Genomic DNA, 21,993 nt, shown 5'->3' with positions numbered 1-21,993 from the left:
AGGGCTGCAATTCTTGATAGGATACCGAGATCGATGATGAACCATATGGAAGGCCGCGGCGGCAGCCGCGAAGCAAAGATCCGCTATCTCGACGGCGATTTCCAGATTCTGATGCCCGGCTCGCATGTGACCTGCGCAATGACCGGCGAGACTGTCCCGGTCGACGAACTGCGCTACTGGAGCGTCGCGCGCCAGGAGGCCTATGTCAGCTGCGCCGCCTCGCTGGACGCCGAGAAGCGCGCCGGCGCCCTGCCGAACCAGAAGCGCTAATCCAGCCGAAACGGCATCGCTTCGGCGTCGGATAGTGCGGCAAGAACAAAGTCCTGGAGTAATTGCGGTGAGCCGGGTTTCACCGGAATTTCTCTAGCTCTTCCCCAGTTTCCGCCGCCGGGCATTTGCGATCGCCGCATCGATGATCGCATCCGGCCCCTTCGGGTCGTCGAAGCGGATTTCGACCTCGATCACCCGGCTTCTTTCCTTCAGTTCCTCCGACCGGCCGTGCCCGCCCCCGAGCCGCACGCTGTCCTTGGATGTGGTGAGGAGCCGATAATCATGCGCCTCGGCGTGATCGAGAATTTCGGCCACTTCATCGTCGCTGAGATAATGATGATCGGGGAAGCTCCGCGTGACATAGAGATGCGCGCCGGTCTCGGCCACGGTGCGGAAGAATTTCTCGTTGTCGGCAATGCCTGACCAGGCCATGACGACCTGCTCTTCCAGATCGTCCGCCCCCACGGTGACGAGCGTTGCGGGATGGATCGCCTTGCCGGCGCGGGCGGCCTGGCGGATCAGCCGGTCGGCCGCATCGCCATTGCCTATCGCCAGCAGCGCGCTTGCCTGCCGCATCTGTTCGTCTATCGGCGCGCGCACCGGCCCGGCCGGCACGAGATAGCCGTTGCCGATGCCGCGGCGCGTGTCGACCACGAGCAGCGCATAGTCGAAGACAAGCTGGGCGCTCTGGAAGCCGTCATCCATGATGATGAGGTCAGCGCCCTCCTCCACCAGCTTCATCGCGCCCTTCGCCCGCTTGCGGGCAATGACGGTCAGCGCCTCGCGGGCGAGCAGCAAGGGCTCGTCACCCACGGCGCGGGCACGGTGATGGCTCGGATCGACGACGGTGGTGACGTCGAGCGAGCCGCCATAGCCCCGCGAGAGGAAACCGGGCTTGAGGCCCCGGGCCTTGGCCGCGCGGGCGAGCGCGATGGCGGTCGGCGTCTTGCCGGCCCCGCCGACCGTGAAATTGCCGACGCAGATGACCGGAACCGGTATTTCGGCGCGCCGCCCCTTGCGCATGCGCTGGCCGGCGATCAGCCCATAGAGACGCGAAACCGGCAGGAGCGCATAGGCGCGCCAGTCCGGCTTCGTCCACCAGAATGGCGGCGCTTCAGTTACCATGCGGGTCCCCCACGGATTCCCTTGCCCGGTCGTTGCGGTCCAAGAAACGCGAGACGGCGCGGAAAATCAACTGCGGGCAGTGACGGCATGGGCCGATCTGGCGGCTCACGCCACCGGACGGGCGGCAGCCGCCTCGGGAAACAGCGGAACAAGCTCGGTGATGTCGTTGAGGCAATAGTCGGAGGCGTCCGACAGCGAGGCACGCGAACCCGTGCCGGTCAGCACGGCGACGGTCAGGCCGGCGCCGGCATTGCGGCCCATGTGCAGGTCGTGATTGTTGTCGCCGACGACGGCGACCTCGTGCGGCTCGAGGCCCGTCGCCGCGCAGAAGCCGAGCACCATGCCGGGCTCGGGCTTGATGCCGAAGCCGCTGTCGTAGCCGGCGACGTAGTGCAGGTAGTTTTCGAAGCCGAAGCGCTTCGCGGTCGCGCGGATGGAGGCCTCGTTGTCACTGGAAGCGACGCCGAGCCAGAAGCCGCGGGCATGCATGGTGGCGAAGAAGGCGGCAAGGTCCGTGACGGCGACGGCAAGGCCAGCGGAATTGGCGAAAAGCCCGTCGAACAGCGTGGTCAGCGCTTCCACCGTAAAAGGCGCGCCGGCGGCGACCATGCCATCGGCAATCTCCACCGAGTTGCCGGCGGCAAGCAGGCTGTCGGGCATGACATAGCCGGTATCCGGATCCATGCCGCCCGCGACCAGCAGCTTGCGGGCAAGGTCCTCGTCGCCGCCCGCAGCGATGCGGGCAAGCTCGTAGTTCACCGGCACCCAGCTTTTGGCATAGTCGAGCAGCGTCCCGTCCTTATCGAAGAGGATGCCGGAAATCGTCGCTGCCTTGGTCATGTCCCGTCCTTTCAGGAAGTCTGGCGTGGATGCAGCCGCGCCTTCACGGTGAGCGGATTGATGTAGGGCTCCAGCCCCTTGACCGTGGCGCGCAGCGCACCGCGCATTTCCTGCACGGTCTCCTGCCCCGCATCGATCATCTGCTGGCGGGTGTCGTCATGCGTCAGGAGATAGTTGACGCCCTTGGCCAGCATCTCGACATCGCGCACCGTCTTGGCGCTGCCGCTGCGGGCGAGCTGCTGATAGGCCTCGCGGAAATTCTGCACATTGGGGCCCGACAGGATGGCGCAACCGAGCATGGCCGGCTCCAGCGGGTTCTGGCCGCCTTCGGCAAAGAGCGAGCGGCCGACGAAGGCCAGCTCCGTCATGCGCAGGTAAAGCCCCATCTCGCCGATCGTATCGCCGAGGAAGATATCCGTCTCGGGCGTCAGCGGGTCGCCCGATGTCCGCCGGACGACCTTGAGGCCGCGCGCCGTCAGCATGTCGGCGACGGCGTCGCCGCGCTCGGGATGGCGCGGCACGATGATCGTGAGCAGGCCCGGAATGCGTTCCTTCAGCACGCGGTGCACATTGCCGGCAGCCGCTTCCTCGCCCTCGAAGGTGGAGATCGCCGCCCAGCTGCGCCGGCCCGGAATCTGGTCGAGATAGGTTTTCAGCACGACGGGATCGACCGGCGGCCCATCGGTATCGACCTTGAGATTGCCGGAAACGAGAACCGGCAGGGCACCGAGCGCGCGGAACCGTTCGGCATCCACTTCGGACTGCGCGATGACCAGCGAGAAATTCTCGAACAGCGCATCGGCGATTGCATGGCGGCGCTTCCAGCGCGGGAAGGAACGGTCGGAAATGCGGCCATTGACCAGAACCTGCGGGATCTGCCGGCGGCCGAGTTCGAGAATGGTCATCGGCCAGATTTCCGATTCCGCCATGATGGCAAGATCGGGATGCCAGTATTCCAGGAAGCGGCTGACCGCCGGCTTCAGGTCGAGCGGCACATATTGGTGGATGACATCGCTGCCGAGGCGATCCTGCACGACCTTGGCGGAGGTGACGGTGCCGGTGGTGAGCACCACGGCAATGCCGCGGCGGCGCACTTCCTTGATCAGGGGAAGGATCGCATTGGTTTCACCGACGCTGGCGGCATGGAACCAGACGAGCGGCCCGGCGGGACGCTCGACGCTGGCGATGCCGTAGCGCTCGCGGCGGCGGGAGCGCTCTTCCTTGCCCTTGGCCGCGCGCAGCGCGAGATAGGGGCCGACCACCGGATAGAGCGCGAAGCCGCCCCAGCGATAGAACGAAAGTGCTGCGCGGGCGAGCCGTCTGCTCATCGGCGGGACACCCTCGTTGCAGCTTTCGGGCGATCGTGGATCATGCAAGGTCCAGTTCTTCTGTCCGGCGCAGCCGCGCCGCGCGGGACGATGTCGGGGAACGCGGCTCAGCCCTGCTGCTGCGGGTCCAGAAGACGGTGCATATGCACGATAAAATAGCGCATATGCGCATTGTCGACGGTCTGCTGCGCCTTGGACTTCCAGGCCGTGAGCGCGCTCGCATAATCGGGGAAGATGCCGACGATATCGAGGTTGTTCAGGTCACGGAACTGCATATCCGCAAGGGTCTTCAGTTCGCCGCCAAAAACGAGATGAAGGAGCTGTTTGGGTTCAGTCGATTCGGTCATGTTTTCTCTCTTTTATTGTGCCGATTTCGGCAGACGGTTTGCGGCATTCCGCAGAAAAGGTCAATGGCCGGCAAGGTTCCGCGCGGCTTCGACAAGCCCTGAAAGCCGGGACAGGCCGGCCGCCGCCAGTGTCTCATGGCTGACAACCGCCCGGTTGTAGGCAAGCGGTTCGCCGTCGAGCGTGACGAGCGCACCGCCGGCGCGCATCAGGATGATGTCGGCGGCCGCCAGATCCCAGTCATGCGCATTGCGCTTGACCAGCGTCGCGTCGATGCGCCCGTCCGCCACCATGGCGAGACGATAGGCGAGCGAAGGCACATGCGGGATGCGGTGCACGCCGCCGGTCATCTGGAGTCCCTGAGCCATATCCTCGGGCGCGGCCATGCGCGTCGGGCGCGCGGCATCCGGCGGCGTTACGGCGATCGGCTGGCCGTTCTTCAGGGCAGGTCCGTCCTGCGCAGCGGTGAAAATCTCGTCAAGCGAGGGCGCGAAGAGCACGCCCGCGACCGGCCGGCCGTGATGGACGACGGCGGCGCTGACGCACCAGATGTCCTTGCCGGCGATGAAGGCGCGCGTGCCATCGATCGGGTCGATGACGAAGACGGTCTCGCTATCAAGCCGGGCGGCATCGTCATCCGTCTCCTCCGACAGCCAGCCATATCCGGGGCGGGCCGCCAGAAGCTCTTTCTTGAGGATGTCGTTGGCGGCGAAATCGGCCGCGCTGACCGGCGAGCGGCCGCCATGCTTCCACCAGACTTCCGGCTCCTTGCGGAAGAACTCGAGCGCGCGGGCGCCCGCAAGCCGCGCAGCGCCGACCAGGAGATCAAGGTCGGCGGTCCAGTCGCTGGCGGGGGTGGTCATGGTCTCACGTTCCGGCAAGCGTCAGGCCTTCGATGGCGAGCGTCGGCGCGGCAACGCCGAAGCTGCGATCGATGTCGTTTGCCGGCGTGATGCGCATGAACATGTCGACAAGGTTCGAGGCGATCGTGACTTCCGAGACCGCGAAGGTCAGTTCGCCATTCTCGATCCAGTAGCCGGAAGCGCCGCGGCTGTATTCGCCCGTCACCATGTTGACGCCCTGCCCGATCAGCTCGGTGACGTAGAAGCCGGTGCCGACGGAGCGGATCAGCTCTTCCGGCGAAATGTCGCCCGGCTCCAGCGCAAGGTTGGTCGAGGCCGGATTGACCGACGTGCCGCCACGCACGCCACGGCCATTGGTCTTGAGGCCGAGTTCGTTCGCCGTCGACGTGGAGAGGAACCAGTGCTGTAGAACGCCATCCTCGATCATCGCGAGGCGCTTGCCGCTGATGCCCTCGCCGTCGAACGGACGGGAGGCCGATCCGCGAACGACCAGCGGATCGTCGGTGACGCAAAGGCCGGCCTTCAGCACCTGCTGGCCCATGCGCTCGCGCAGGAAGCTGGTCTTGCGGGCGACGGAGGCGCCGTTGATCGCCCCGGCAATGTGGCCGGCGATGCCGCGCGCCACGCGTGGGTCGTAGACGACGGTGACGTTTTTCGCCGTCGGCACCTGGCGCGGGTTGATCCGGCGCACGGCTCTTTCGCCCGCTTCGCGGCCGATGTCCTGCGCCTCTCGCAGTTCCGCGAAATAGAGGCTGGAATCGAAGTCGTAGTCGCGCTCCATCTTCGTGCCTTCGCCGGCAATGACGCTGACGGACCGGCCGAAGCGGCTGGCGCTGTAGGCGCCGGAGAAGCCGTGCGAGGTGGCGAGCACCAGCCCGCCCATGCCGGCGGACGCGCCACCGCCGCCGGAATTGGTGACGCCCGGGACGGCGAGCGCTGCGGCCTCGGCGGCAAGCGCTGCTTCCGTCAACTGGTCGGCAGACACTTCGGTCGGGTCGAAAAGCTGTAGATCGGGCCATTCGCGCGCAAGATCGGCCTCATCGGCGAGCGTGGCGAACGGGTCCTCCGGAGAAGCCTTGGCCATGGCCACGGCGCGCTCGGCAAGCACCTTCAGGTCGAAGCCGGGATTGGCCGAGACGCTGGCGACGCGCTTGCCGACGAAGACGCGCAGCGAAAAGTCGTCGCTCTCGGAGGCTTCCGTGCCCTCGACCTTGCCAAGCCGGACGCTGACGGACGAGGAGCGGCCACGGACGACGACGGCATCGGCTGCATCCGCCCCCGCCTGGATGGCGCGGTCGATAAGTTCACCGGCGCGCGCGAGAAGGCTTGCGGAATCGATCGTCTCTGACATGACATGGCCTTTCTTTGATGCCCCATTTATTGTGCACGGGCACGAGCATCAAGGGCCTGCCCCTCTTTTTGCCCTGCGAGCGCCCCCGGAGAAAGCCTTCTGCATGCCCTATACCCATAGTCCGTACAACGAGGTCCTCATGATGCTCGGCGGCGCGCTGCTGGCCGCGCCGATTTTCAAGCGGCTGGGACTTGGCACCATTCTCGGTTATCTCGCCGCCGGCGTGGTGATCGGCCCCATCCTGCACCAGATCCGCGACGGCGAGGAATTGCTGGGCGTGGCCGAACTTGGCGTCGTCTTCCTACTGTTCCTCATCGGCCTGGAACTGAAGCCCTCGCGCCTCTGGTCGATGCGGCACGACATTTTTGGGCTCGGCATCGCGCAGGTCACCGTGACCGGACTGGCTCTGACGGGACTGACCCTCCTGTTCGGCCTTGCGGACTGGGACGGCGCGCTGATCATCGGCTTCGGCCTTGCGCTCTCCTCCACCGCCTTCGCCATGCAGATCCTCGACGAGCAGGGCGACACCAACACGCGCTATGGCCAGCGGGCCTTCTCGCTGCTGCTGTTGCAGGACCTTGCCATCGTGCCGCTGCTCGCCCTGATCCCGCTGCTTGCCCAGCAGATGCCGGAAGACACGACCACGGCCTTCGAGGACTTCCTGATCGCCGTGTCGGCGATCGCCGCCCTGCTCGTCGCCGGCCGCTACCTGCTCAATCCGCTGTTCCAGATCATTGCCCGCACCGGCGCGCGCGAGGCGATGATCGCAGCGGCGCTCTTCGTGGTGCTTGCCGCTGCGATGCTCCTGCAGATGGCCGGGCTCTCCATGGCGATGGGGGCCTTCCTTGCCGGCGTGCTGCTTGCCGATTCCTCCTACCGCCATGAATTGCAGGCGGATGTGGAGCCCTTCCGCGGCATCCTGCTCGGCCTATTCTTCATGGCCGTCGGCCTGTCGCTGCATCTCGACGTGATCTTTTCGAGCTGGCTGACGATCCTTGTGGCCACGCCCGCGGTGATGCTGGTGAAGAGCCTCGTCATCTACGCGCTCTGCCGCTTTACCGGCTCGCCGCACAACGATGCCGTGCGCATTGCGCTCGTCTTGCCGCAGGGCGGCGAATTCGGCTTCGTGCTGTTTACCGCCGCCTCCGCCGCCGGCATCTTTTCCGGCGACCTCGCCTCGCTGCTGATCGCCATCGTCACGATATCCATGGCGCTGACGCCGATCGCCGCGGCACTGTCGCGCTTCCTGCTCGTCGAGGACGAGGCGGAGGAAATGGAGGAGGATTTCGAGGGGGCCGGCGCGGACGTGCTGATGATCGGCTTCTCGCGCTTCGGCCAGATCGCCGCGCAGATCCTGCTCGCCGGCGGGCGCGAGGTCACGGTCATCGACCACTCGACGGATCGCGTGCGCCAGGCGGCAAGCTTCGGCTTCCGCATCTATTTCGGCGACGGCACGCGCAAGGACGTTCTGCGCGCCGCCGGCATCGAGCGCGCCAAGATCGTCGCCATCTGCACGCAGGGCAAAGGCACCACCGACCGCATCGTCGACCTCGTGCAATCCGAATACCCCACTGCGACCCTCTTCGTGCGCTCCTACGACCGCGTCCATACGCTTTCGCTGCGCGGGCGCGGCGTGCAGCACGATGTGCGCGAGACCTTCGAATCCGCCCTTCTCTTCGGCCGCGAAACGCTGGAGGAACTGGGGGTCGAGCCCGACGACGCGCTGGCGATCGGTGACGATATCCGCCGCCGCGACGTGGCGCGTCTGGAGCTTCAGGCCGTCGAAGGCATAGCGGCAGGCCGCCACATGCTGCATTCCAAGCCGGTGAAGCCGGAACCGCTGGTCAAACCCAGGAAGAAGACGCAGGCAGAGGCCGACGAGGCGGAAAGCGCATAGAGCATTCCCAGCCGAAGCGGCATTGCTTCGGCGTTGGAAAATGCGGCAAAAGCAAAACCCTAGACCAGCGCCGAGAACGTCCGGTCGAGCGCCCGCTTCAACTCGTCGCGAATGCCGGCCGAGGCGGAGAGCACTTCCTCGGCCTTGGCGAAATCAAGCACCCGGAACCGCCCGACATCCGGCTGGAGAAAGATGTCCGGCGCGCTTTTTTCCAGCTTCAGCGTGACGATGGAGCGCATGGTCAGCTGGGTCGCGCCGTAAAGGCTGTCGATGCTGTTCGGCAGCTCCGCGGTGCCGGCCGGCGGATGTCCGATGACATCGACCCCGATGGTGACGTCCGCCTTGCCGGCGAGATGATCGAACGGCACCGGGTTCCACAGACCTCCGTCGATCATCACGCGGCCGTCGATGACCACGGGACGGAAGATCGCCGGCAGCGCGGCGGAAGCGGCGACGGCAGGGAAAAGCGGCCCGCTGTCGCAGACGCATTCGCACTGGGCATAGTAGTCCGATGCGATGACCTTCAACGGGATTGCAAGCTCTTCGAAGGTTTCCGGCAGGCGGTCAGGCAGGAAGGCCTTCAGCACGCGCTCCAGATTGAACTGGCCGACGCGGAAGCCGCCGGCGACCATTTCGGAAAAGCGCGTCGGGCGCAGGCTCCACAGCCGGTTCATGATCTGGCTCGGGCGACCGATTGCAGCAAGCGTATGCGTGCGGATTTCGCTGCCCGACATGCCGGCGGCCATCGCCGCGCCCATGATGGCGCCGATGGAGGCGCCGGTGATCAGCACCGGGCGGATGCCGAGTTCGTCCAGCACCTCGATGACATGGATATGGGCAAGGCCGCGTGCGCCGCCGCCGCCGAGCGCGATGGCGACGGTCGGGCCGCTTTCCTGCGGCGTCGCTTTGGAAACGAGGGCATCGGTCATCGCTGGCATCCTTTGCGGAGGCCCGGATTGTCAGCCGGACCGGTAGCGATAGAAGTGCATGCGCGTGTCGCCGAAGGTGCGCACTTCGATGAGATCGAAGCCATCGACGGCGGCAGGCTGAATATCGGCGCGCTCCTCGAGGATCGCAAGGGCGCCATCGTTGAGCCAGCCGCCGCGCGCGGCGGCATCCAGCGCGCGCTCGCCGAGCCCCTTGGCATAGGGCGGATCCGCGAACAGGAAATCGAACGGCTCCATCGTGCCGACGCTACCGAGCGCGGTGGCATCGCGACGGAAAATCTTGGCGCGGCCGATCACCCCGAGCGTTTCGATATTGGCGTGCAGCAGTCCCCTGCCCTCGACGCTCTGCTCGATGAACAGCGCCGCGCGCGCACCGCGCGACATGGCCTCAAGGCCGACCGCACCCGTTCCCGCGAAGAGATCGAGCACGCGCGTGCCGTCGAGCGCCTGCGGATAGGCATGCGACAGGATGTTGAACAGGCTTTCGCGCGTGCGATCCGTCGTCGGACGAATGTCGTCCGACTTCGGTGTCGCGAGCGGGCGGCCGCGGAACTCTCCGCCGACGATCCGCACTTGCGCTTACTTGCCCTTGCCGCGCGGGCGGCTGCCGCCCGCGGGCCGGCCACCGCCGGGTTTTCCACCGGAGGGGCGTCCACCCGGCTTGCCGCCGAAGGACTTGCCGCCGGAAGGCTTGCCGCCGAAGGGCTTGCCGCCATCACGGCGCGGCGGGCGATCCGAGAAGGACCGTTCACCTTCCGCACGGGGCTTACGATCGCCAAACGAGCGTTCACCCTCTCCACGCGGCTTGCGGTCGCCGAACGAGCGGTCGCCTTCGCCACGCGGTTTGCGATCACCGAACGAGCGTTCCCCTTCCGCGCGGGGCTTGCGATCCCCAAAGGCCGGGCGATCGCCGAAGGAGCGGGCGGGACGGTCGTCACCGGCGCCGGAACGCTTGCGGCCGAAGCCGCCGCGCCCTGCGTCGTCACGGTCGCGGCTTTCCTGCTCGGTGGCGCGGATCCACTCGCCGTCCTCGTCGCGCGTCTTCAGGATGCGCGGCTTCTCAACCCTTTCGTCGCCGGGACGGCCGCGGGCCGGACCCTTGCGATCGGGATCGAACTTCTTGCCGGAGCGCGACAGGCCGCCATCGGCCGTGCGGCCGTAGCGCTTGGTCTTCGGTGCGCCTTCCGGACGCTCGCGCGCCTCGCGCTTCACGCCATCGGCGGTCTCGGCCTTCTTTTCGGCAACCGGACGGGCGCCGGGCGCCATCCAGACATTGGACTTGCGCGCCCTGACGGCGGGCTCGCGCTTCGGCTTGGACTCGAAACGGTCCTCGTCGCGACCGCCGCCGCGCGGCTTGTCGCCAAAACGGTCGTCGCGCCTCGTGTCGAGCCGGGCGCGGGCGTTTTCACGGCGATCCGCAGGCTTCTCGTATCGCTGGGCCGGTCTCTCGCCCCAGGCGGGCGCGGCATCGGCGCGGCTCTTCTTCTCGGGCTTCTCCTCCGCATCGTCGGATGCGTGGTCGAACAGCGGCGCATCGAAATTCGCCTTGGCTTCCTCGATGAGGCGCGGGCCGAGCTGGTCGCGCAGCGTGCGGCCGCGAATTTCCTGGGCATGGCCTTCCGGCAGTTCGCCGAGCTGGAACGGACCGTAGGAAATGCGGATCAGGCGGTTCACGTCGAGGCCGAGCGCGCCGAGCACGTTCTTGACTTCGCGGTTCTTGCCTTCGCGCAGGCCCAGCGTCAGCCAGACGTTGGAGCCCTGCACCTTGTCGAGCGTCGCATCGATCGCGCCGTAGAGCACGCCGTCGACGGCAATGCCCTCCTTCAGCTTGTCGAGGTCGGCCTGCTCGATCTTGCCGTGGGCGCGCACGCGGTAGCGGCGCAGCCAGCCGGTTGTCGGCAGTTCAAGCATGCGTGCAAGGCCGCCGTCATTCGTCAGCAGCAGCAGGCCTTCGGTGTTGATGTCGAGGCGGCCGATGGACATGACGCGCGGCAGGTCTTCGGGAAGGTTCTCGAAGACGGTCGGCCGGCCTTCCGGGTCGGCATTGGTGGTCACGAGGCCCGCCGGCTTGTGGTAGAGCCAGAGGCGCGTGCGCTCCATGCCGCGGATCGGCTGGCCGTCGACCTCGATATGGTCGGCGAAGGTGGCGTTGAGGACGGGCGTCTCCAGCACCTTGCCGTTCACACTGACGCGGCCTTCCATGATCATCCGCTCGATATCGCGGCGCGAAGCGATGCCTGCGCGCGCGAGCAGCTTGGAAATACGCTCGGGCACAAGCTCGGCGCCGGCCGATACGCTCGGCGCGGGCTTGCCGGCGCGGGCCGGTTTTGCATCGCGCGGGGCGGCTTTGTCGGCATAGGGCTTGCCGCCCGGCTTCTTGCCGGCGGGCTTGCCCGCGGCAAAGGGTTTCTTGTCCGCTGCGGCCGATGAGGCGCCACGCGGCTTGGTATCACGGCCCGCGGGCTTGGTGCCCGGCCGTTTTGGCTTGTCTTTGAATGTCATTTGTGCTGCCTGCGTTTTGCCGTGTCCTATCAGGTCAGGCGTCCGGGGTTAAGAGGAATTCGTGCCGGTCATGACAAATCGCTTCATGGAGATCGCACTCGGCGAGGCTCGCGCCGCCGGCGCGCGTGGCGAAGTGCCCGTCGGGGCGGTGCTGGTGCAGGACGGCGTGGTCATCGCGCAGTCCGGAAACCGCACCCGCGCGGAGAACGACGTGACCGCGCATGCCGAGGTCGCCGTCATCCGCGAGGCCGCCTGCAAGCTCGGACAGGAGCGCCTGACCGGCGCCGACCTCTACGTGACGCTCGAACCCTGCACGCTCTGCGCCGCCGCCATTTCCTTCGCCCGCATCCGCCGGCTCTACTATGGCGCGGAAGACCCGAAGGGCGGCGGCGTGGACAATGGCGTGCGTTTCTTCGCCCAGCCGACCTGCCACCACGCGCCGGACGTCTATTCCGGCATCGGCGGCATGGAAGCAGCGGAAATTCTCAAGGACTTTTTCACAGAACGGCGCTGATCAGCCTTCGGCGAACTTCTTCAGCCTGTCGCCGGCCAGCCGGTAGCGAATCCACTCGTTTTGCGGCTCGGCGCCAATGGCATCATAGGCGCGGATCGCCGGTTCGTTCCAGTCCAGCACGCTCCACTCGAAACGGCCGCAGCCTTCTTCCACCGCGACGCGCGCGAGGTGCCGAAGCAGCAGCTTGCCGACACCGGCGCCACGATGGGCCGGCGTCACATAGAGATCTTCGAGATAGAGGCCGTTTTTCGCCTGCCAGGTGGAATAGCTCTTGAACCAGACGGCAAAGCCGGCCGCCTCGCCTTCCGCCGTCTCGCAGATCGCGGCGCGGGTGACGGAACCCTCTCCAAAAATCGAAGCCGCGACGGTCTCTTCCGTCGCGGCGACTTCGTGAAGCGCTTTTTCGTATTCGGCAAGTTCGCGGATGAACCGCAGGATGACCGGGGCATCCGCCACGGTGGCGGGACGGATACGATAAGCCGTCATGGGATCAGAAAGGCCACCAGGTCGACTTGTTCTGCTTGGCCGCCTTTGCATCCTTCTTGCGCTGGCGCTCCTTCTGCTTCTCCGGCTCGCCCAGATCCGCCTGCGCCTCTTCCGGCATGCGGCGATAGTCGACCGGCGGATCGCTCAGGTAGCGGCGCTTGTCGGAATAGGCGCCCATCTGCAGCCGGCGGGCGTCGCGATAGGCCTTCGTCTGCGCAGCGGAGCCGAGCTGTTCGGCATTCGAATTCTGGCTGGCGAGCGGCGAGCGGTAGCGCGGATTGTTGGTATTGGCATCCGCCTCGTCACGCAGGCGCTCGCGCATGTCCTCGGGATTTTCCAGCCATTCTGGATTGTCCTTGCTCGACACAGACTGCTGCGGGCTGGCAAGCGCGACCTTGTCCTTCGGCACGATCAGACTGCCACGCGGCTGGTAGCGGATCTTCTTGGCGTCCTGGTTTTCCGGCTGGATCATGACGGCATCGCCGAGATCGTTCATCAGCTGTTCGCCGGCGGTCTTGTCCGTTCCGTAGGTCGGGCCCATGCAACCGGTCAAAAGGAGGCTTGCGCCCAGGAGGCCCAGAAGGCCGGTACGCACCCGAATATTTCGCGTCATTCCCATGAACACCCTTCCAGCAGAGCCGGTACGCCGAAAACCCACCTCACGGCAAAAGTCCGCCGTGCCATGGCGGAACAATCCGACCATTTTCAGGCAGCATTACCGGATGACGCTTTGAAGCGCAATTCATCGCGGCAAATCGACGGCCGGAAAGCACCGGCCGTCAACAGGCCCGCCGCTCAGGCGGCGCGGCGGAAGCCGATTTCGCGCAGCGCCGATGCGTCGCGCGCCGAAACGTCCGGATAGTCCGCATCCGAACCGACATCGGTCGTGATACGCCAGGACCGGGCGCACTTGCGGCCTTCCGCGAGCTTCGGCTCGACCGAGACCCTGGCGACTTCCGCAAGACGGAAGGCCTCTGCCGGGCCTTCGCCGGCAACGAGCGTGATGGCCGAGGTGATGCAGATTTCCGCAAAGTCCTGGCCTTCGAGCGCCGTCAGCAGCTCCGGATCGGCGATATGCACGACCGGGGCAGCCTCGAGCGAGGCGCCGATGCGCTTCTCGCGGCGTTCGATTTCCAGCGCGCCGGTAACGACCGAACGTACGCTGCGGATCTTCTCCCACTTGGCTTCGAGCGCATCGTTGCGCCACTCGGCCGGCACCGCCGGGAACTGTTCGAGATGCACAGACACGGCATCGGGCTTCAGCGACAGCCAGGCCTCTTCCGTGGTGAAGGGCAGCATGGGCGCAAGCCAGGTGACGAGGCACTCGAACAGCTTGCGGATGACGCAGAGGCTGGCGCGGCGCTTCAGCGAGGACGGGGCGTCGCAATAGAGCGCATCCTTGCGGATGTCGAAGTAGAAGGCCGACAGCTCGACGTTGGAGAAGTCGATCAGCGCGCGGGCGATCTTCTTGAAGTCGAAGGCGTCGTAGCCTTCGCGCACTAGCGCATCCAGTTCCGACAGCCGGTGCAGCATCAGCTTTTCCAGCTCCGGCATGTCGGCATGGGCGATCTCCTCGCCCGTATCGTGCGCCAGCGTGCCCAGCATCCAGCGCACCGTGTTGCGCAGCTTGCGGTAGGCGTCGATATTGGTCTGGATGATCGTCTTGCCGAGGCGCTGGTCTTCCCAGTAGTCGGTCGTCATGACCCAGAGACGCAGGATATCGGCGCCCGATTCCTTCATCACGTCCTGCGGGGAAACGACGTTGCCCTTGGACTTCGACTGCTTCTCGCCCTTCTCGTCCATGGTGAAGCCATGGGTGACGACGGCGTTGTAAGGCGCGCGGCCGCGCGTCGCGCAGCTTTCGAGCAGCGAGGAATGGAACCAGCCGCGATGCTGGTCGGAACCTTCCAGATAGACGTCGGCCGGCCATTTCAGGTCGGGACGGTCCTCCAGCGTGAAGGTATGCGTCGAGCCCGAGTCGAACCAGACGTCGAGAATGTCCATGACCTGTGTCCACCTGGCCGGATCGTGGTCGCCGCCGAGGAAGCGCTCCTTGGCGCCTTCGGCGAACCAGGCATCGGCGCCTTCCTTCTCGAAGGCTTCGAGAATGCGGGCATTGACGGCCTCGTCGATGAGCACTTCGCCCTTTTCGTCGGCGAAGACGACGATCGGCACGCCCCAGGCGCGCTGGCGCGACAGCACCCAGTCCGGGCGGCTCTCGATCATAGCGCGCAGGCGGTTCTGGCCGGTCGCGGGCACGAAGCGGGTATCGTCGATCGCCTTGAGCGAGCGCGAGCGCAGCGTGGTGCCGTCGCCCAGTTCCTTGTCCATGTAGACGAACCACTGCGGCGTGTTGCGGAAGATGACCGGCTTCTTGGAACGCCAGGAATGCGGATACGAATGCTTGACGCGGCCACGGGCGAACAGGGTGTTGGAGGCGATCAGCGCCTTGATGACGCGGTCGTTGGCATCGCCCTTCTTACCGTTGTCGTCCATGACGCGGGCGCCGTCGAAGCCGGGGGCGTCTGACGTGTAGAAGCCGGCGTCGTCGACGGTGAACGGGATCTTCGAGGAGATGCCGCGGGCTTCAAGCACGCGGGCTGCCGCCGTCCAGGCGTCAAAGTCCTCGCGGCCGTGGCCGGGCGCCGTGTGCACGAAGCCGGTGCCGGCATCGTCGGTGACGTGGTCGCCATCGAGCAGCGGAACCTTGAAGTCGTAGCCAAGATCCTTCAGCGGATGGGCGCAGACGACCGCCGCCAGCTCTTCCGGTCCAATGTCGCGGACGAATTTGAAGGTGAGCTTTGCCTTGGCGGCGGCCTCGTCGGCAAGGCGCGTCGCAAAGATCAGCTTTTCGCCCGGCTGCGGACCAAAATCGTTCTGGGCGCTCTCGACCTCATAAAGGCCGTAGGGGAAACGGGACGAGAAGTTGATGCCGCGGTTGCCGGGGATCGTCCAGGGCGTGGTCGTCCAGATGACGACGAAGTTGCCCAGAAGGTCGGCCGGGCCTTCGGTCACCGGGAACTTCACCCAGATCGTGTCGCTCTCGACATCGGCATATTCGACTTCGGCTTCGGCCAGCGCGGTGCGCTCGACGACCGACCACATGACCGGCTTGGAGCCGCGGTAGAGCTGGCCGCTCCTGGCGATCTTCAAAAGTTCGCCGGCGATGCGGGCTTCCGCATGGAAGTTCATCGTCGTGTAGGGGTTGTCGAAGTCGCCCTCGATGCCGAGGCGCTTGAACTCGTCGGACTGGATCTTGATCCAGCCGGCCGCGAAGTCACGGCATTCCTGGCGGAATTCGTTGACCGGGACCTCGTCCTTGTTCTTGCCCTTTTCGCGGTACTTTTCCTCGATCTTCCACTCGATCGGAAGGCCGTGGCAGTCCCAGCCGGGAACGTAATTAGAGTCAAAGCCGCGCATCTGGAACGAGCGGGTGATGACGTCCTTCAGGATCTTGTTCAGCGCGTGGCCGATATGGATGTTGCCGTTGGCATATGGCGGGCCGTCGTGCAGCACGAACTTCTCGCGGCCGGCGGCGGAAGCGCGCAACTTCTTGTAAAGACCCATCTGCTGCCAGCGGGCCACCGTTTCCGGCTCCTTCGTCGGCAGGCCGGCGCGCATCGGGAAATCCGTCTGCGGCAGGTAGAGGGTGGACGAATAATCGACTTTTTCGGGCGTATCGGTCATGGGTGTGGCTATCGTCTCGTCGCGCGTTTTCCGCGCATGCGGGGAAATGTCAATCAATGCATTTGCAATGCACCGGGGCAATGACGGCGGGGGCGCTATGGAGAACGCCCTAAATCCCGGACCTTCCGGCCTCGCTCAGAGCGCGCGGAAAGCCGGGCCACTAATTCGCAGATCGATGGTCAGCCGGTTGAGCATCATGCGCGCGGTATTACGGCCTTTTCGCCGCTTTGAAAAGGGCGCAAAAGCGAAACGAACACTTTGGCCGGCAGGATGTCAGCCTTCGCCGCCCTGCCCCCTTGCAGGGCGCGCAGCGTCGGCACGCCAGACGACAAGCCGCGCGTCGGGAGCCTCGCGACACAGCACGACGGCCATGTTCTCCCTCATCTGGCGGCGGAAACGGGACGCATTGCGGCCACCCCAGACGCCCGCGAATAGAGCGCCGGTCGCGTCGTTCCTGAAGATCGCCGCCCCGCCGAAGGCTGCGGAAAGCCCGTCCGTGTCGAAGACGCCACCGCCGCCATAAACGGCGACGACCTGTTCCAGCGGCGCGATGCTGACCACCGTATCGCCGGACGGCGCAAATCCTGGCGACCGGAAGAGATAGAGGGGGCACGGCGCGCTTGCCATGGCAGGCCTAGAAACAGAGACGCTGGTCGATCGGGCCGAGCGGCTGGACGCCGGCGAGGAGTGCCCTTGCCTCCTCCTCGTCGCGCTTCATCTGGACGACGAGCGCATCGAGGCCGTCGAATTTCAGCTCGTCGCGCAGGTGCCCGAAGAAGGAAACGGCGGAGATTTCGCCATAGAGATCGCCGGAGAAGTCGAACAGGAAGGTTTCGAGCAGCGGCATGCCGTTCGCATCGACCGTCGGACGGCGACCGTAGCTGGCGACGCCATCATGGAGACTGCCATCGGGGCGGCGGAAGCGCACGGCGTAGATGCCGTTGCGCAGCTCCACTTCCGGCGGAAGCTGCATGTTGGCGGTCGGATAGCCGAGCGTGCGGCCGAGCTGCTTGCCGCCGATGACCTCCGCCTCGACCGTGTAGCGGTAGCCGAGCTGGCCCGCCGCTTCCGCGACCGCACCATCGCCCAGCAGTGAGCGGATGAAGCTGGAGGAGATGACCGAGGCGTTTTCGTCGCGGAACGCATCGACCAGCGTCACGCCGAAACCGTTGTCCCCGCCGGCGGCCATCAGGAAAGCCGGCCCGCCCTCCCTGCCCTTGCCGAAATGGAAATCGAAGCCGGTGACGACTTCGGAGGCATGCAGCCACTCCATGAGGATGGCGCGAATGAAATCGTGGGCGGATATTTCGGAGAAACTGCGGTCGAAGGGATATTCGATGACGGCGGAAAAGCCCATGCCTTCGAGAATGCGCGCCTTCAGCGGGGCGGGCGTCAGGCGGAAGACGGCGCGCTCCGGCCGGAAGACCGTGCGCGGATGAGGCTCGAAGGTGAGGACCAGCGCGGGAATACCGCGCTGCGCCGCTATGTCGAGCGCCCCCTGCAGCACGGCCTGGTGGCCACGGTGCACGCCGTCGAAATTGCCGATGGCGATGACGCCGCCGCGCAGATGCTCCGGCAGGGGCTGCTTCGTTTCATTCCTGTGAAATACCGTCACGATGACCGTCTCCGTCCCGTCACTGCAGCCGGGGCATCCACCATTTCGGATGGGCATTTTCCTGGGCGAGGAAGGCTTCCAGCTTCGCCTCGTCCGTGCGGCCGGCTTCGACATAGTGCTGCGCGTGAATGCCGCCGGAAATATACAGCACATCCAGGCCGAAGGCTTCGGCGCCGCGCACGTCCGTCGGCATGCCGTCGCCGATGGCGATCACGCGGCTGTGATTGAAGGCGCCGCGCACGTCGCGCGCCTCGGCCAGCGACTTCTCGTAGATCGGCCGATGCGGCTTGCCGGCGATGCGGGTCGTTCCGCCGAGGTCTTCATAGAGCTTGGCAATCGCGCCGGCGCAGGCGATCAGCCGGTGGCCGCGCTCGACGACGAGGTCCGGATTGGCGCAGATGAAGGGCAGTTTGCGCGCGGCAAGCTTCGCCATCTCCTCGCGATAATCCTCGACCGTTTCCGCTTCGTCGTCGCGCAGGCCCGCGCAAACCACGATTTCGGCCTCTTCCAGCGCCACCTGTTCGACGCCAAGGCCATCGAGCAGCGCAAGATCCTTTTCCGCGCCGATGAAGTGGATGTTCTTCGGACCGTCGGCGATCAGCGCACGGGTGACGTCGCCGGAGGTGACGATACGGTCATAGGCGTCGTCGGCAACGCCAAGGCCGCGGATCTGCACCTTGACGCCCGGATGCGGGCGCGGCGAATTGGTGATGAGGACCACGGTCAGGCCCGCGGCGCGCGCGACGGCAAGCGCTTCGGACGCGTGGGAAAAGGCTTCCACGCCATTGTGCAGGACGCCCCAGACGTCGCAGAGCACCACGTCATATTGCGAGGCAATGTCGCGGAAGGATTGGATGCGTTGAGACATTAAGGTTTCCCGTGTCGAGATCGAGCCCGGCTGACATTGCAAAGCGAGGCCAAGAAAACAAGCCTCTCAGGGTAATTTTGCCCCATCCACAGCTAATCGGCTCAAATTTCACACGCCTGCCTTGATGGCGTGCGATGCGGCTCCCATCTGGCGACTGCGGAAACCATTCCGGCCGAAACAATTTCAGGGCGCCGTTCTTGACTCGAAAGTCATCGACCCCTATCTCGGCTTCGCTAGCACTCGCAAATTGAGAGTGCTAACATCAATCCGACGGGTCCATTTCGTGACCTGTAGTGTCATTTGATCGAGGGATAAGACAATGGCAAGCACCACCTTCCGCCCGCTTCACGACCGCGTCGTCGTTCGTCGCGTCGAATCCGAAGCCAAGACCAAGGGCGGCATCATCATTCCGGACACCGCCAAGGAAAAGCCGCAGGAAGGCGAAATCGTCGCCGTCGGCTCCGGCGCACGTGACGAATCCGGCAAGGTCGTTCCGCTGGACGTCAAGGCTGGCGACCGCGTTCTGTTCGGCAAGTGGTCGGGCACCGAAGTCAAGCTCGACGGCGAAGACCTTCTGATCATGAAGGAAGCCGACATCATGGGCATCATCGGCTGATCTGCCGGTAAATTCCCTTTCGAAATTCGCTGATACCTCTTTCAGGAGCTCACACAATGGCAGCCAAAGAAGTTAAATTCGGCCGTACCGCGCGCGAAAAGATGCTGCGTGGCGTCGACGTTCTCGCAGACGCAGTCAAGGTAACGCTCGGCCCGAAGGGTCGTAACGTTGTCATCGACAAGTCCTTCGGCGCTCCGCGCATCACCAAGGACGGCGTTTCCGTCGCCAAGGAAATCGAACTGGAAGACAAGTTCGAGAACATGGGCGCACAGCTCGTTCGCGAAGTCGCTTCCAAGACGAACGACATCGCCGGCGACGGCACCACGACCGCAACCGTTCTTGCCCAGGCCATCGTTCGCGAAGGCAACAAGGCCGTTGCAGCCGGCATGAACCCGATGGACCTGAAGCGCGGTATCGATCTCGCCGTTGCTGAAGTCGTCAAGGATCTCCAGGCCAAGGCCAAGAAGATCAACACGTCGGCAGAAGTCGCACAGGTCGGCACGATCTCCGCAAACGGCGACAAGCAGGTCGGTCTCGACATTGCTGAAGCCATGCAGAAGGTCGGCAACGAAGGCGTCATCACGGTTGAAGAAGCCAAGACCGCCGAAACCGAACTCGAAGTCGTCGAAGGCATGCAGTTCGACCGCGGCTACCTGTCGCCCTACTTCGTGACCAACCCGGAAAAGATGATCGCCGACCTCGAAGACGCTTACATTCTCCTTCACGAGAAGAAGCTCTCGAACCTGCAGGCGATGCTCCCGGTTCTCGAAGCCGTCGTCCAGACTGGCAAGCCGCTCGTCATCATCGCTGAAGACGTCGAAGGCGAAGCACTTGCTACGCTCGTCGTCAACAAGCTGCGTGGCGGCCTCAAGATCGCTGCCGTCAAGGCTCCGGGCTTCGGCGACCGCCGCAAGGCCATGCTCGAAGACATCGCCATCCTGTCGGGCGGCACCGTGATCTCCGAAGACGTCGGCATCAAGCTCGAAAACGTCACGCTCGACATGCTCGGCCGTGCGAAGAAGGTTTCGATCTCCAAGGAAAACACGACGATCGTCGACGGTGCAGGCCAGAAGGCTGAAATCGAAGGCCGCGTCGCACAGATCAAGGCCCAGATCGAAGAAACCACCTCCGACTACGACCGCGAAAAGCTGCAGGAACGCCTTGCCAAGCTCGCTGGCGGCGTTGCCGTGATCCGCGTCGGCGGCTCGACGGAAGTCGAAGTGAAGGAAAAGAAGGACCGCATCGACGACGCCCTCAACGCGACGCGCGCTGCTGTTCAGGAAGGCATCGTACCGGGCGGCGGCGTTGCCCTGCTCCGTTCTTCCACGAAGATCACCGTCAAGGGTGAAAACGACGACCAGGAAGCCGGCATCAACATCATCCGCCGCGCGCTCCAGGCCCTCGTTCGCCAGATCGCGGAAAACGCAGGTGACGAAGCTTCGATCGTTGTCGGCAAGATCCTCGACAAGAACGAAGACAACTACGGCTACAACGCCCAGACCGGCGAATACGGCGACCTCATCGCCCTCGGCATCGTCGACCCGGTCAAGGTTGTCCGCACGGCTCTGCAGAACGCAGCTTCGGTTGCTTCGCTGCTGATCACGACGGAAGCCATGATTGCCGAACTGCCGAAGAAGGATGCACCGGGCGGCATGCCTGGCGGCATGGGCGGCATGGGCGGCATGGACATGATGTAACAGGCGAAAGCCTGTTGCGGGATGGCCATCAAGCTTCGCCCATGCACTTTAAAAGTGGTTCAGCGCGTCAAGCGCGCTGAACGGGCGGCATGGACATGATGTAACAGGCGAAAGCCTTTGCATCTGGGCCATCCGGTTCAGTTCGGAAAGGGCGGTCTTCGGGCCGCCCTTTCTGTTTTTGCGATACGTCAGGATCTGTATCGTTCCCGTGAAAAGAATTTCTCCATCTGTAAAATAATTACCAAAAAACCGTTGCTGGCATCAAAAAACAAACTATAAAGACGCCCCAAGTGAACAATTAGTTTTACCCGAGGTTTCGTGGCTCGCTTTCGATAGACAATCGTGTGCTGCCAGCATTCCTCTAGTTCAGAACAGCCGCGGAAGACCCTAACGGAAGTCATCGGCGGACTTCACGCGTACGTCCGATCCGATACAATTCGTAGGATCCGGGCGCAGTTCAATACATGAGAAAGTGTTTCGGCCGACGTCGATGGATGTCAGCCGGCGCTGCTTTTTAGCGTGTCGCAGCCCCAAGGCGGGGATGCGGATCCGATTCGAGCAACTGCCCTGGGGTCGTAGGTGTTCAAGATAATCAAGACCGATCTTTCGGCGCCCTTCCTGTCGGGCTCGCTGAACTTCGACGAGACGGACAACGAGCTTCTCACGCAATATTGCGTGACAGAGCGCTGGACCGGCGATCTTTCCAACGGGCTTTTCACGCTCGGCGAGAAGGCCATGCTGGCGCATGGCCTGTCGCAGCGCGCCTGCGGCCTGCTCAATCTCATCCGCTGTTATGAGCCGCTCGATCGCACGCGTGTACTGGAGCTGTTCGAAAAGGCTGCGACCTCTTCGTCGTCCTTCTGTTTTTCCACGACGATTCATCTCGACGGCGCGGCGCGCCAGCCGGTGTTCTGCGTCGGTGAATCGACGGGCCTCGAAGAAAAATACGCCGGTACGATTATCGGCGTCTTCATTTTCCCGCGCTTCCAGATCGATCTGGCCGGCCGGCAGTTCCAGCGCCAATAGATGGAAGGGAAGCCGC

21 protein-coding genes are annotated in these 21,993 nt (G+C 64.7%); 6 read left to right on the top strand and 15 right to left on the bottom strand.

The features are described 5' to 3' along the window. The first annotated feature begins 33 nt into the window (after nt 1-33). On the top strand, nt 34-270 hold the full coding sequence (locus WA950_RS08620) for a DUF2093 domain-containing protein (protein WP_424551294.1): 237 nt from the start codon (nt 34-36) through the stop codon (nt 268-270). Between the two features lie 93 nt (nt 271-363). On the opposite strand, the gene lpxK is transcribed toward WA950_RS08620, so the two are convergent. The 6 genes from lpxK to WA950_RS08590 all read right to left on the bottom strand — a co-directional run bounded on the left by lpxK (nt 364) and on the right by WA950_RS08590 (nt 6,122). After that, on the bottom strand, nt 364-1,395 hold the full coding sequence (gene lpxK / locus WA950_RS08615; protein WP_424551293.1) for a tetraacyldisaccharide 4'-kinase: 1,032 nt from the start codon (nt 1,393-1,395) through the stop codon (nt 364-366). Nucleotides 1,396-1,500: 105 nt separating this feature from the next. After that, the gene (locus tag WA950_RS08610) at nt 1,501-2,235 is read right to left on the bottom strand and encodes an HAD family hydrolase (protein ID WP_424551292.1); all 735 of its coding nucleotides are present in this window, start codon (nt 2,233-2,235) and stop codon (nt 1,501-1,503) included. Nucleotides 2,236-2,246: 11 nt separating this feature from the next. Next, entirely contained in the window at nt 2,247-3,563 is a 1,317-nt protein-coding gene (waaA, locus tag WA950_RS08605; protein WP_424551291.1) for a lipid IV(A) 3-deoxy-D-manno-octulosonic acid transferase, read from the bottom strand. A 107-nt stretch (nt 3,564-3,670) separates the two neighbouring features. Further along, complete coding sequence (locus WA950_RS08600) at nt 3,671-3,910, bottom strand: DUF4170 domain-containing protein (protein WP_424551290.1); 240 nt, start codon at nt 3,908-3,910, stop codon at nt 3,671-3,673. Between the two features lie 60 nt (nt 3,911-3,970). Next, the gene (locus WA950_RS08595) at nt 3,971-4,771 is read right to left on the bottom strand and encodes a 3'(2'),5'-bisphosphate nucleotidase CysQ (protein ID WP_424551289.1); all 801 of its coding nucleotides are present in this window, start codon (nt 4,769-4,771) and stop codon (nt 3,971-3,973) included. A gap of 4 nt (nt 4,772-4,775) precedes the next feature. Next, nucleotides 4,776-6,122 carry a TldD/PmbA family protein gene (locus WA950_RS08590; protein ID WP_424551288.1) on the bottom strand — a complete coding sequence of 449 codons (1,347 nt, stop codon included), beginning with the start codon at nt 6,120-6,122 and terminating at the stop codon, nt 4,776-4,778. A gap of 103 nt (nt 6,123-6,225) precedes the next feature. Between WA950_RS08590 and WA950_RS08585 the strand changes: the two genes are divergently transcribed. After that, nucleotides 6,226-8,019 (top strand): monovalent cation:proton antiporter-2 (CPA2) family protein, encoded by a 1,794-nt coding sequence (locus tag WA950_RS08585; protein WP_424551287.1) that lies wholly within the window; start codon nt 6,226-6,228, stop codon nt 8,017-8,019. A gap of 59 nt (nt 8,020-8,078) precedes the next feature. On the opposite strand, the gene WA950_RS08580 is transcribed toward WA950_RS08585, so the two are convergent. Genes WA950_RS08580 through WA950_RS08570 form a run of 3 tightly spaced genes read right to left on the bottom strand, consistent with a single transcriptional unit; the run spans nt 8,079 to nt 11,468 of the window. After that, a complete protein-coding gene (locus WA950_RS08580) occupies nt 8,079-8,948 on the bottom strand; it encodes a patatin-like phospholipase family protein (RefSeq protein ID WP_424551286.1) in 870 nt (289 codons plus the stop codon). A gap of 30 nt (nt 8,949-8,978) precedes the next feature. After that, entirely contained in the window at nt 8,979-9,539 is a 561-nt protein-coding gene (gene rsmD / locus WA950_RS08575; RefSeq protein WP_424551285.1) for a 16S rRNA (guanine(966)-N(2))-methyltransferase RsmD, read from the bottom strand. 6 nt (nt 9,540-9,545) lie between these two features. Continuing rightward, nucleotides 9,546-11,468 carry a pseudouridine synthase gene (locus WA950_RS08570; RefSeq protein ID WP_424551284.1) on the bottom strand — a complete coding sequence of 641 codons (1,923 nt, stop codon included), beginning with the start codon at nt 11,466-11,468 and terminating at the stop codon, nt 9,546-9,548. 70 nt (nt 11,469-11,538) lie between these two features. Here WA950_RS08570 and WA950_RS08565 point away from each other — a divergent pair, with 70 nt between their 5' ends. Continuing rightward, nucleotides 11,539-11,982, top strand: a complete 444-nt coding sequence (locus WA950_RS08565; RefSeq protein WP_424551283.1) for a nucleoside deaminase — start codon at nt 11,539-11,541, stop codon at nt 11,980-11,982. On the opposite strand, the gene WA950_RS08560 is transcribed toward WA950_RS08565, so the two are convergent. The 6 genes from WA950_RS08560 to WA950_RS08535 all read right to left on the bottom strand — a co-directional run bounded on the left by WA950_RS08560 (nt 11,983) and on the right by WA950_RS08535 (nt 18,638). Then, the gene (locus WA950_RS08560; protein WP_424551282.1) at nt 11,983-12,468 is read right to left on the bottom strand and encodes an N-acetyltransferase family protein; all 486 of its coding nucleotides are present in this window, start codon (nt 12,466-12,468) and stop codon (nt 11,983-11,985) included. A gap of 4 nt (nt 12,469-12,472) precedes the next feature. Then, nucleotides 12,473-13,087, bottom strand: a complete 615-nt coding sequence (locus WA950_RS08555; protein WP_424551281.1) for a hypothetical protein — start codon at nt 13,085-13,087, stop codon at nt 12,473-12,475. Nucleotides 13,088-13,263: 176 nt separating this feature from the next. Continuing rightward, entirely contained in the window at nt 13,264-16,155 is a 2,892-nt protein-coding gene (gene ileS / locus WA950_RS08550) for an isoleucine--tRNA ligase (RefSeq protein ID WP_424551280.1), read from the bottom strand. Between the two features lie 273 nt (nt 16,156-16,428). Further along, nucleotides 16,429-16,782 (bottom strand): hypothetical protein, encoded by a 354-nt coding sequence (locus tag WA950_RS08545; protein ID WP_424551279.1) that lies wholly within the window; start codon nt 16,780-16,782, stop codon nt 16,429-16,431. Nucleotides 16,783-16,789: 7 nt separating this feature from the next. Further along, on the bottom strand, nt 16,790-17,770 hold the full coding sequence (locus WA950_RS08540) for a bifunctional riboflavin kinase/FAD synthetase (RefSeq protein ID WP_424551278.1): 981 nt from the start codon (nt 17,768-17,770) through the stop codon (nt 16,790-16,792). A gap of 19 nt (nt 17,771-17,789) precedes the next feature. Beyond that, the gene (locus WA950_RS08535) at nt 17,790-18,638 is read right to left on the bottom strand and encodes a TIGR01459 family HAD-type hydrolase (RefSeq protein WP_424551277.1); all 849 of its coding nucleotides are present in this window, start codon (nt 18,636-18,638) and stop codon (nt 17,790-17,792) included. A gap of 319 nt (nt 18,639-18,957) precedes the next feature. Between WA950_RS08535 and groES the strand changes: the two genes are divergently transcribed. From groES to WA950_RS08520, 3 genes are all read left to right on the top strand, one after another. After that, nucleotides 18,958-19,254 carry a co-chaperone GroES gene (gene groES, locus WA950_RS08530; protein WP_424551276.1) on the top strand — a complete coding sequence of 99 codons (297 nt, stop codon included), beginning with the start codon at nt 18,958-18,960 and terminating at the stop codon, nt 19,252-19,254. Between the two features lie 56 nt (nt 19,255-19,310). Next, a complete protein-coding gene (gene groL, locus WA950_RS08525) occupies nt 19,311-20,951 on the top strand; it encodes a chaperonin GroEL (RefSeq protein WP_424551275.1) in 1,641 nt (546 codons plus the stop codon). A 579-nt stretch (nt 20,952-21,530) separates the two neighbouring features. Beyond that, nucleotides 21,531-21,977 carry a hypothetical protein gene (locus WA950_RS08520; RefSeq protein WP_424551274.1) on the top strand — a complete coding sequence of 149 codons (447 nt, stop codon included), beginning with the start codon at nt 21,531-21,533 and terminating at the stop codon, nt 21,975-21,977. The last annotated feature ends 16 nt before the right edge of the window (nt 21,978-21,993 follow it).

The sequence above is a fragment of the Shinella sp. genome (assembly GCF_049651085.1).
Taxonomy (GTDB): domain Bacteria; phylum Pseudomonadota; class Alphaproteobacteria; order Rhizobiales; family Rhizobiaceae; genus Shinella.
The sequence above is the reverse complement of the archived record's forward strand: the minus strand, read 5'-3'. Positions and strand labels throughout refer to the sequence as shown.

What these genes read in the sequence shown, in the direction of transcription:
- WA950_RS08620 (WP_424551294.1), top strand. Translation starts at nt 34, where the DNA reads ATGATGAACCATATGGAAGGCCGCGGCGGCAGCCGCGAAGCAAAGATC.
- lpxK (WP_424551293.1), bottom strand. Translation starts at nt 1,395, where the DNA reads ATGGTAACTGAAGCGCCGCCATTCTGGTGGACGAAGCCGGACTGGCGC.
- WA950_RS08610 (WP_424551292.1), bottom strand. Translation starts at nt 2,235, where the DNA reads ATGACCAAGGCAGCGACGATTTCCGGCATCCTCTTCGATAAGGACGGG.
- waaA (WP_424551291.1), bottom strand. Translation starts at nt 3,563, where the DNA reads ATGAGCAGACGGCTCGCCCGCGCAGCACTTTCGTTCTATCGCTGGGGC.
- WA950_RS08600 (WP_424551290.1), bottom strand. Translation starts at nt 3,910, where the DNA reads ATGACCGAATCGACTGAACCCAAACAGCTCCTTCATCTCGTTTTTGGC.
- WA950_RS08595 (WP_424551289.1), bottom strand. Translation starts at nt 4,771, where the DNA reads ATGACCACCCCCGCCAGCGACTGGACCGCCGACCTTGATCTCCTGGTC.
- WA950_RS08590 (WP_424551288.1), bottom strand. Translation starts at nt 6,122, where the DNA reads ATGTCAGAGACGATCGATTCCGCAAGCCTTCTCGCGCGCGCCGGTGAA.
- WA950_RS08585 (WP_424551287.1), top strand. Translation starts at nt 6,226, where the DNA reads ATGCCCTATACCCATAGTCCGTACAACGAGGTCCTCATGATGCTCGGC.
- WA950_RS08580 (WP_424551286.1), bottom strand. Translation starts at nt 8,948, where the DNA reads ATGACCGATGCCCTCGTTTCCAAAGCGACGCCGCAGGAAAGCGGCCCG.
- WA950_RS08570 (WP_424551284.1), bottom strand. Translation starts at nt 11,468, where the DNA reads ATGACATTCAAAGACAAGCCAAAACGGCCGGGCACCAAGCCCGCGGGC.
- WA950_RS08565 (WP_424551283.1), top strand. Translation starts at nt 11,539, where the DNA reads ATGACAAATCGCTTCATGGAGATCGCACTCGGCGAGGCTCGCGCCGCC.
- WA950_RS08560 (WP_424551282.1), bottom strand. Translation starts at nt 12,468, where the DNA reads ATGACGGCTTATCGTATCCGTCCCGCCACCGTGGCGGATGCCCCGGTC.
- WA950_RS08555 (WP_424551281.1), bottom strand. Translation starts at nt 13,087, where the DNA reads ATGGGAATGACGCGAAATATTCGGGTGCGTACCGGCCTTCTGGGCCTC.
- ileS (WP_424551280.1), bottom strand. Translation starts at nt 16,155, where the DNA reads ATGACCGATACGCCCGAAAAAGTCGATTATTCGTCCACCCTCTACCTG.
- WA950_RS08545 (WP_424551279.1), bottom strand. Translation starts at nt 16,782, where the DNA reads ATGGCAAGCGCGCCGTGCCCCCTCTATCTCTTCCGGTCGCCAGGATTT.
- WA950_RS08535 (WP_424551277.1), bottom strand. Translation starts at nt 18,638, where the DNA reads ATGTCTCAACGCATCCAATCCTTCCGCGACATTGCCTCGCAATATGAC.
- groES (WP_424551276.1), top strand. Translation starts at nt 18,958, where the DNA reads ATGGCAAGCACCACCTTCCGCCCGCTTCACGACCGCGTCGTCGTTCGT.
- groL (WP_424551275.1), top strand. Translation starts at nt 19,311, where the DNA reads ATGGCAGCCAAAGAAGTTAAATTCGGCCGTACCGCGCGCGAAAAGATG.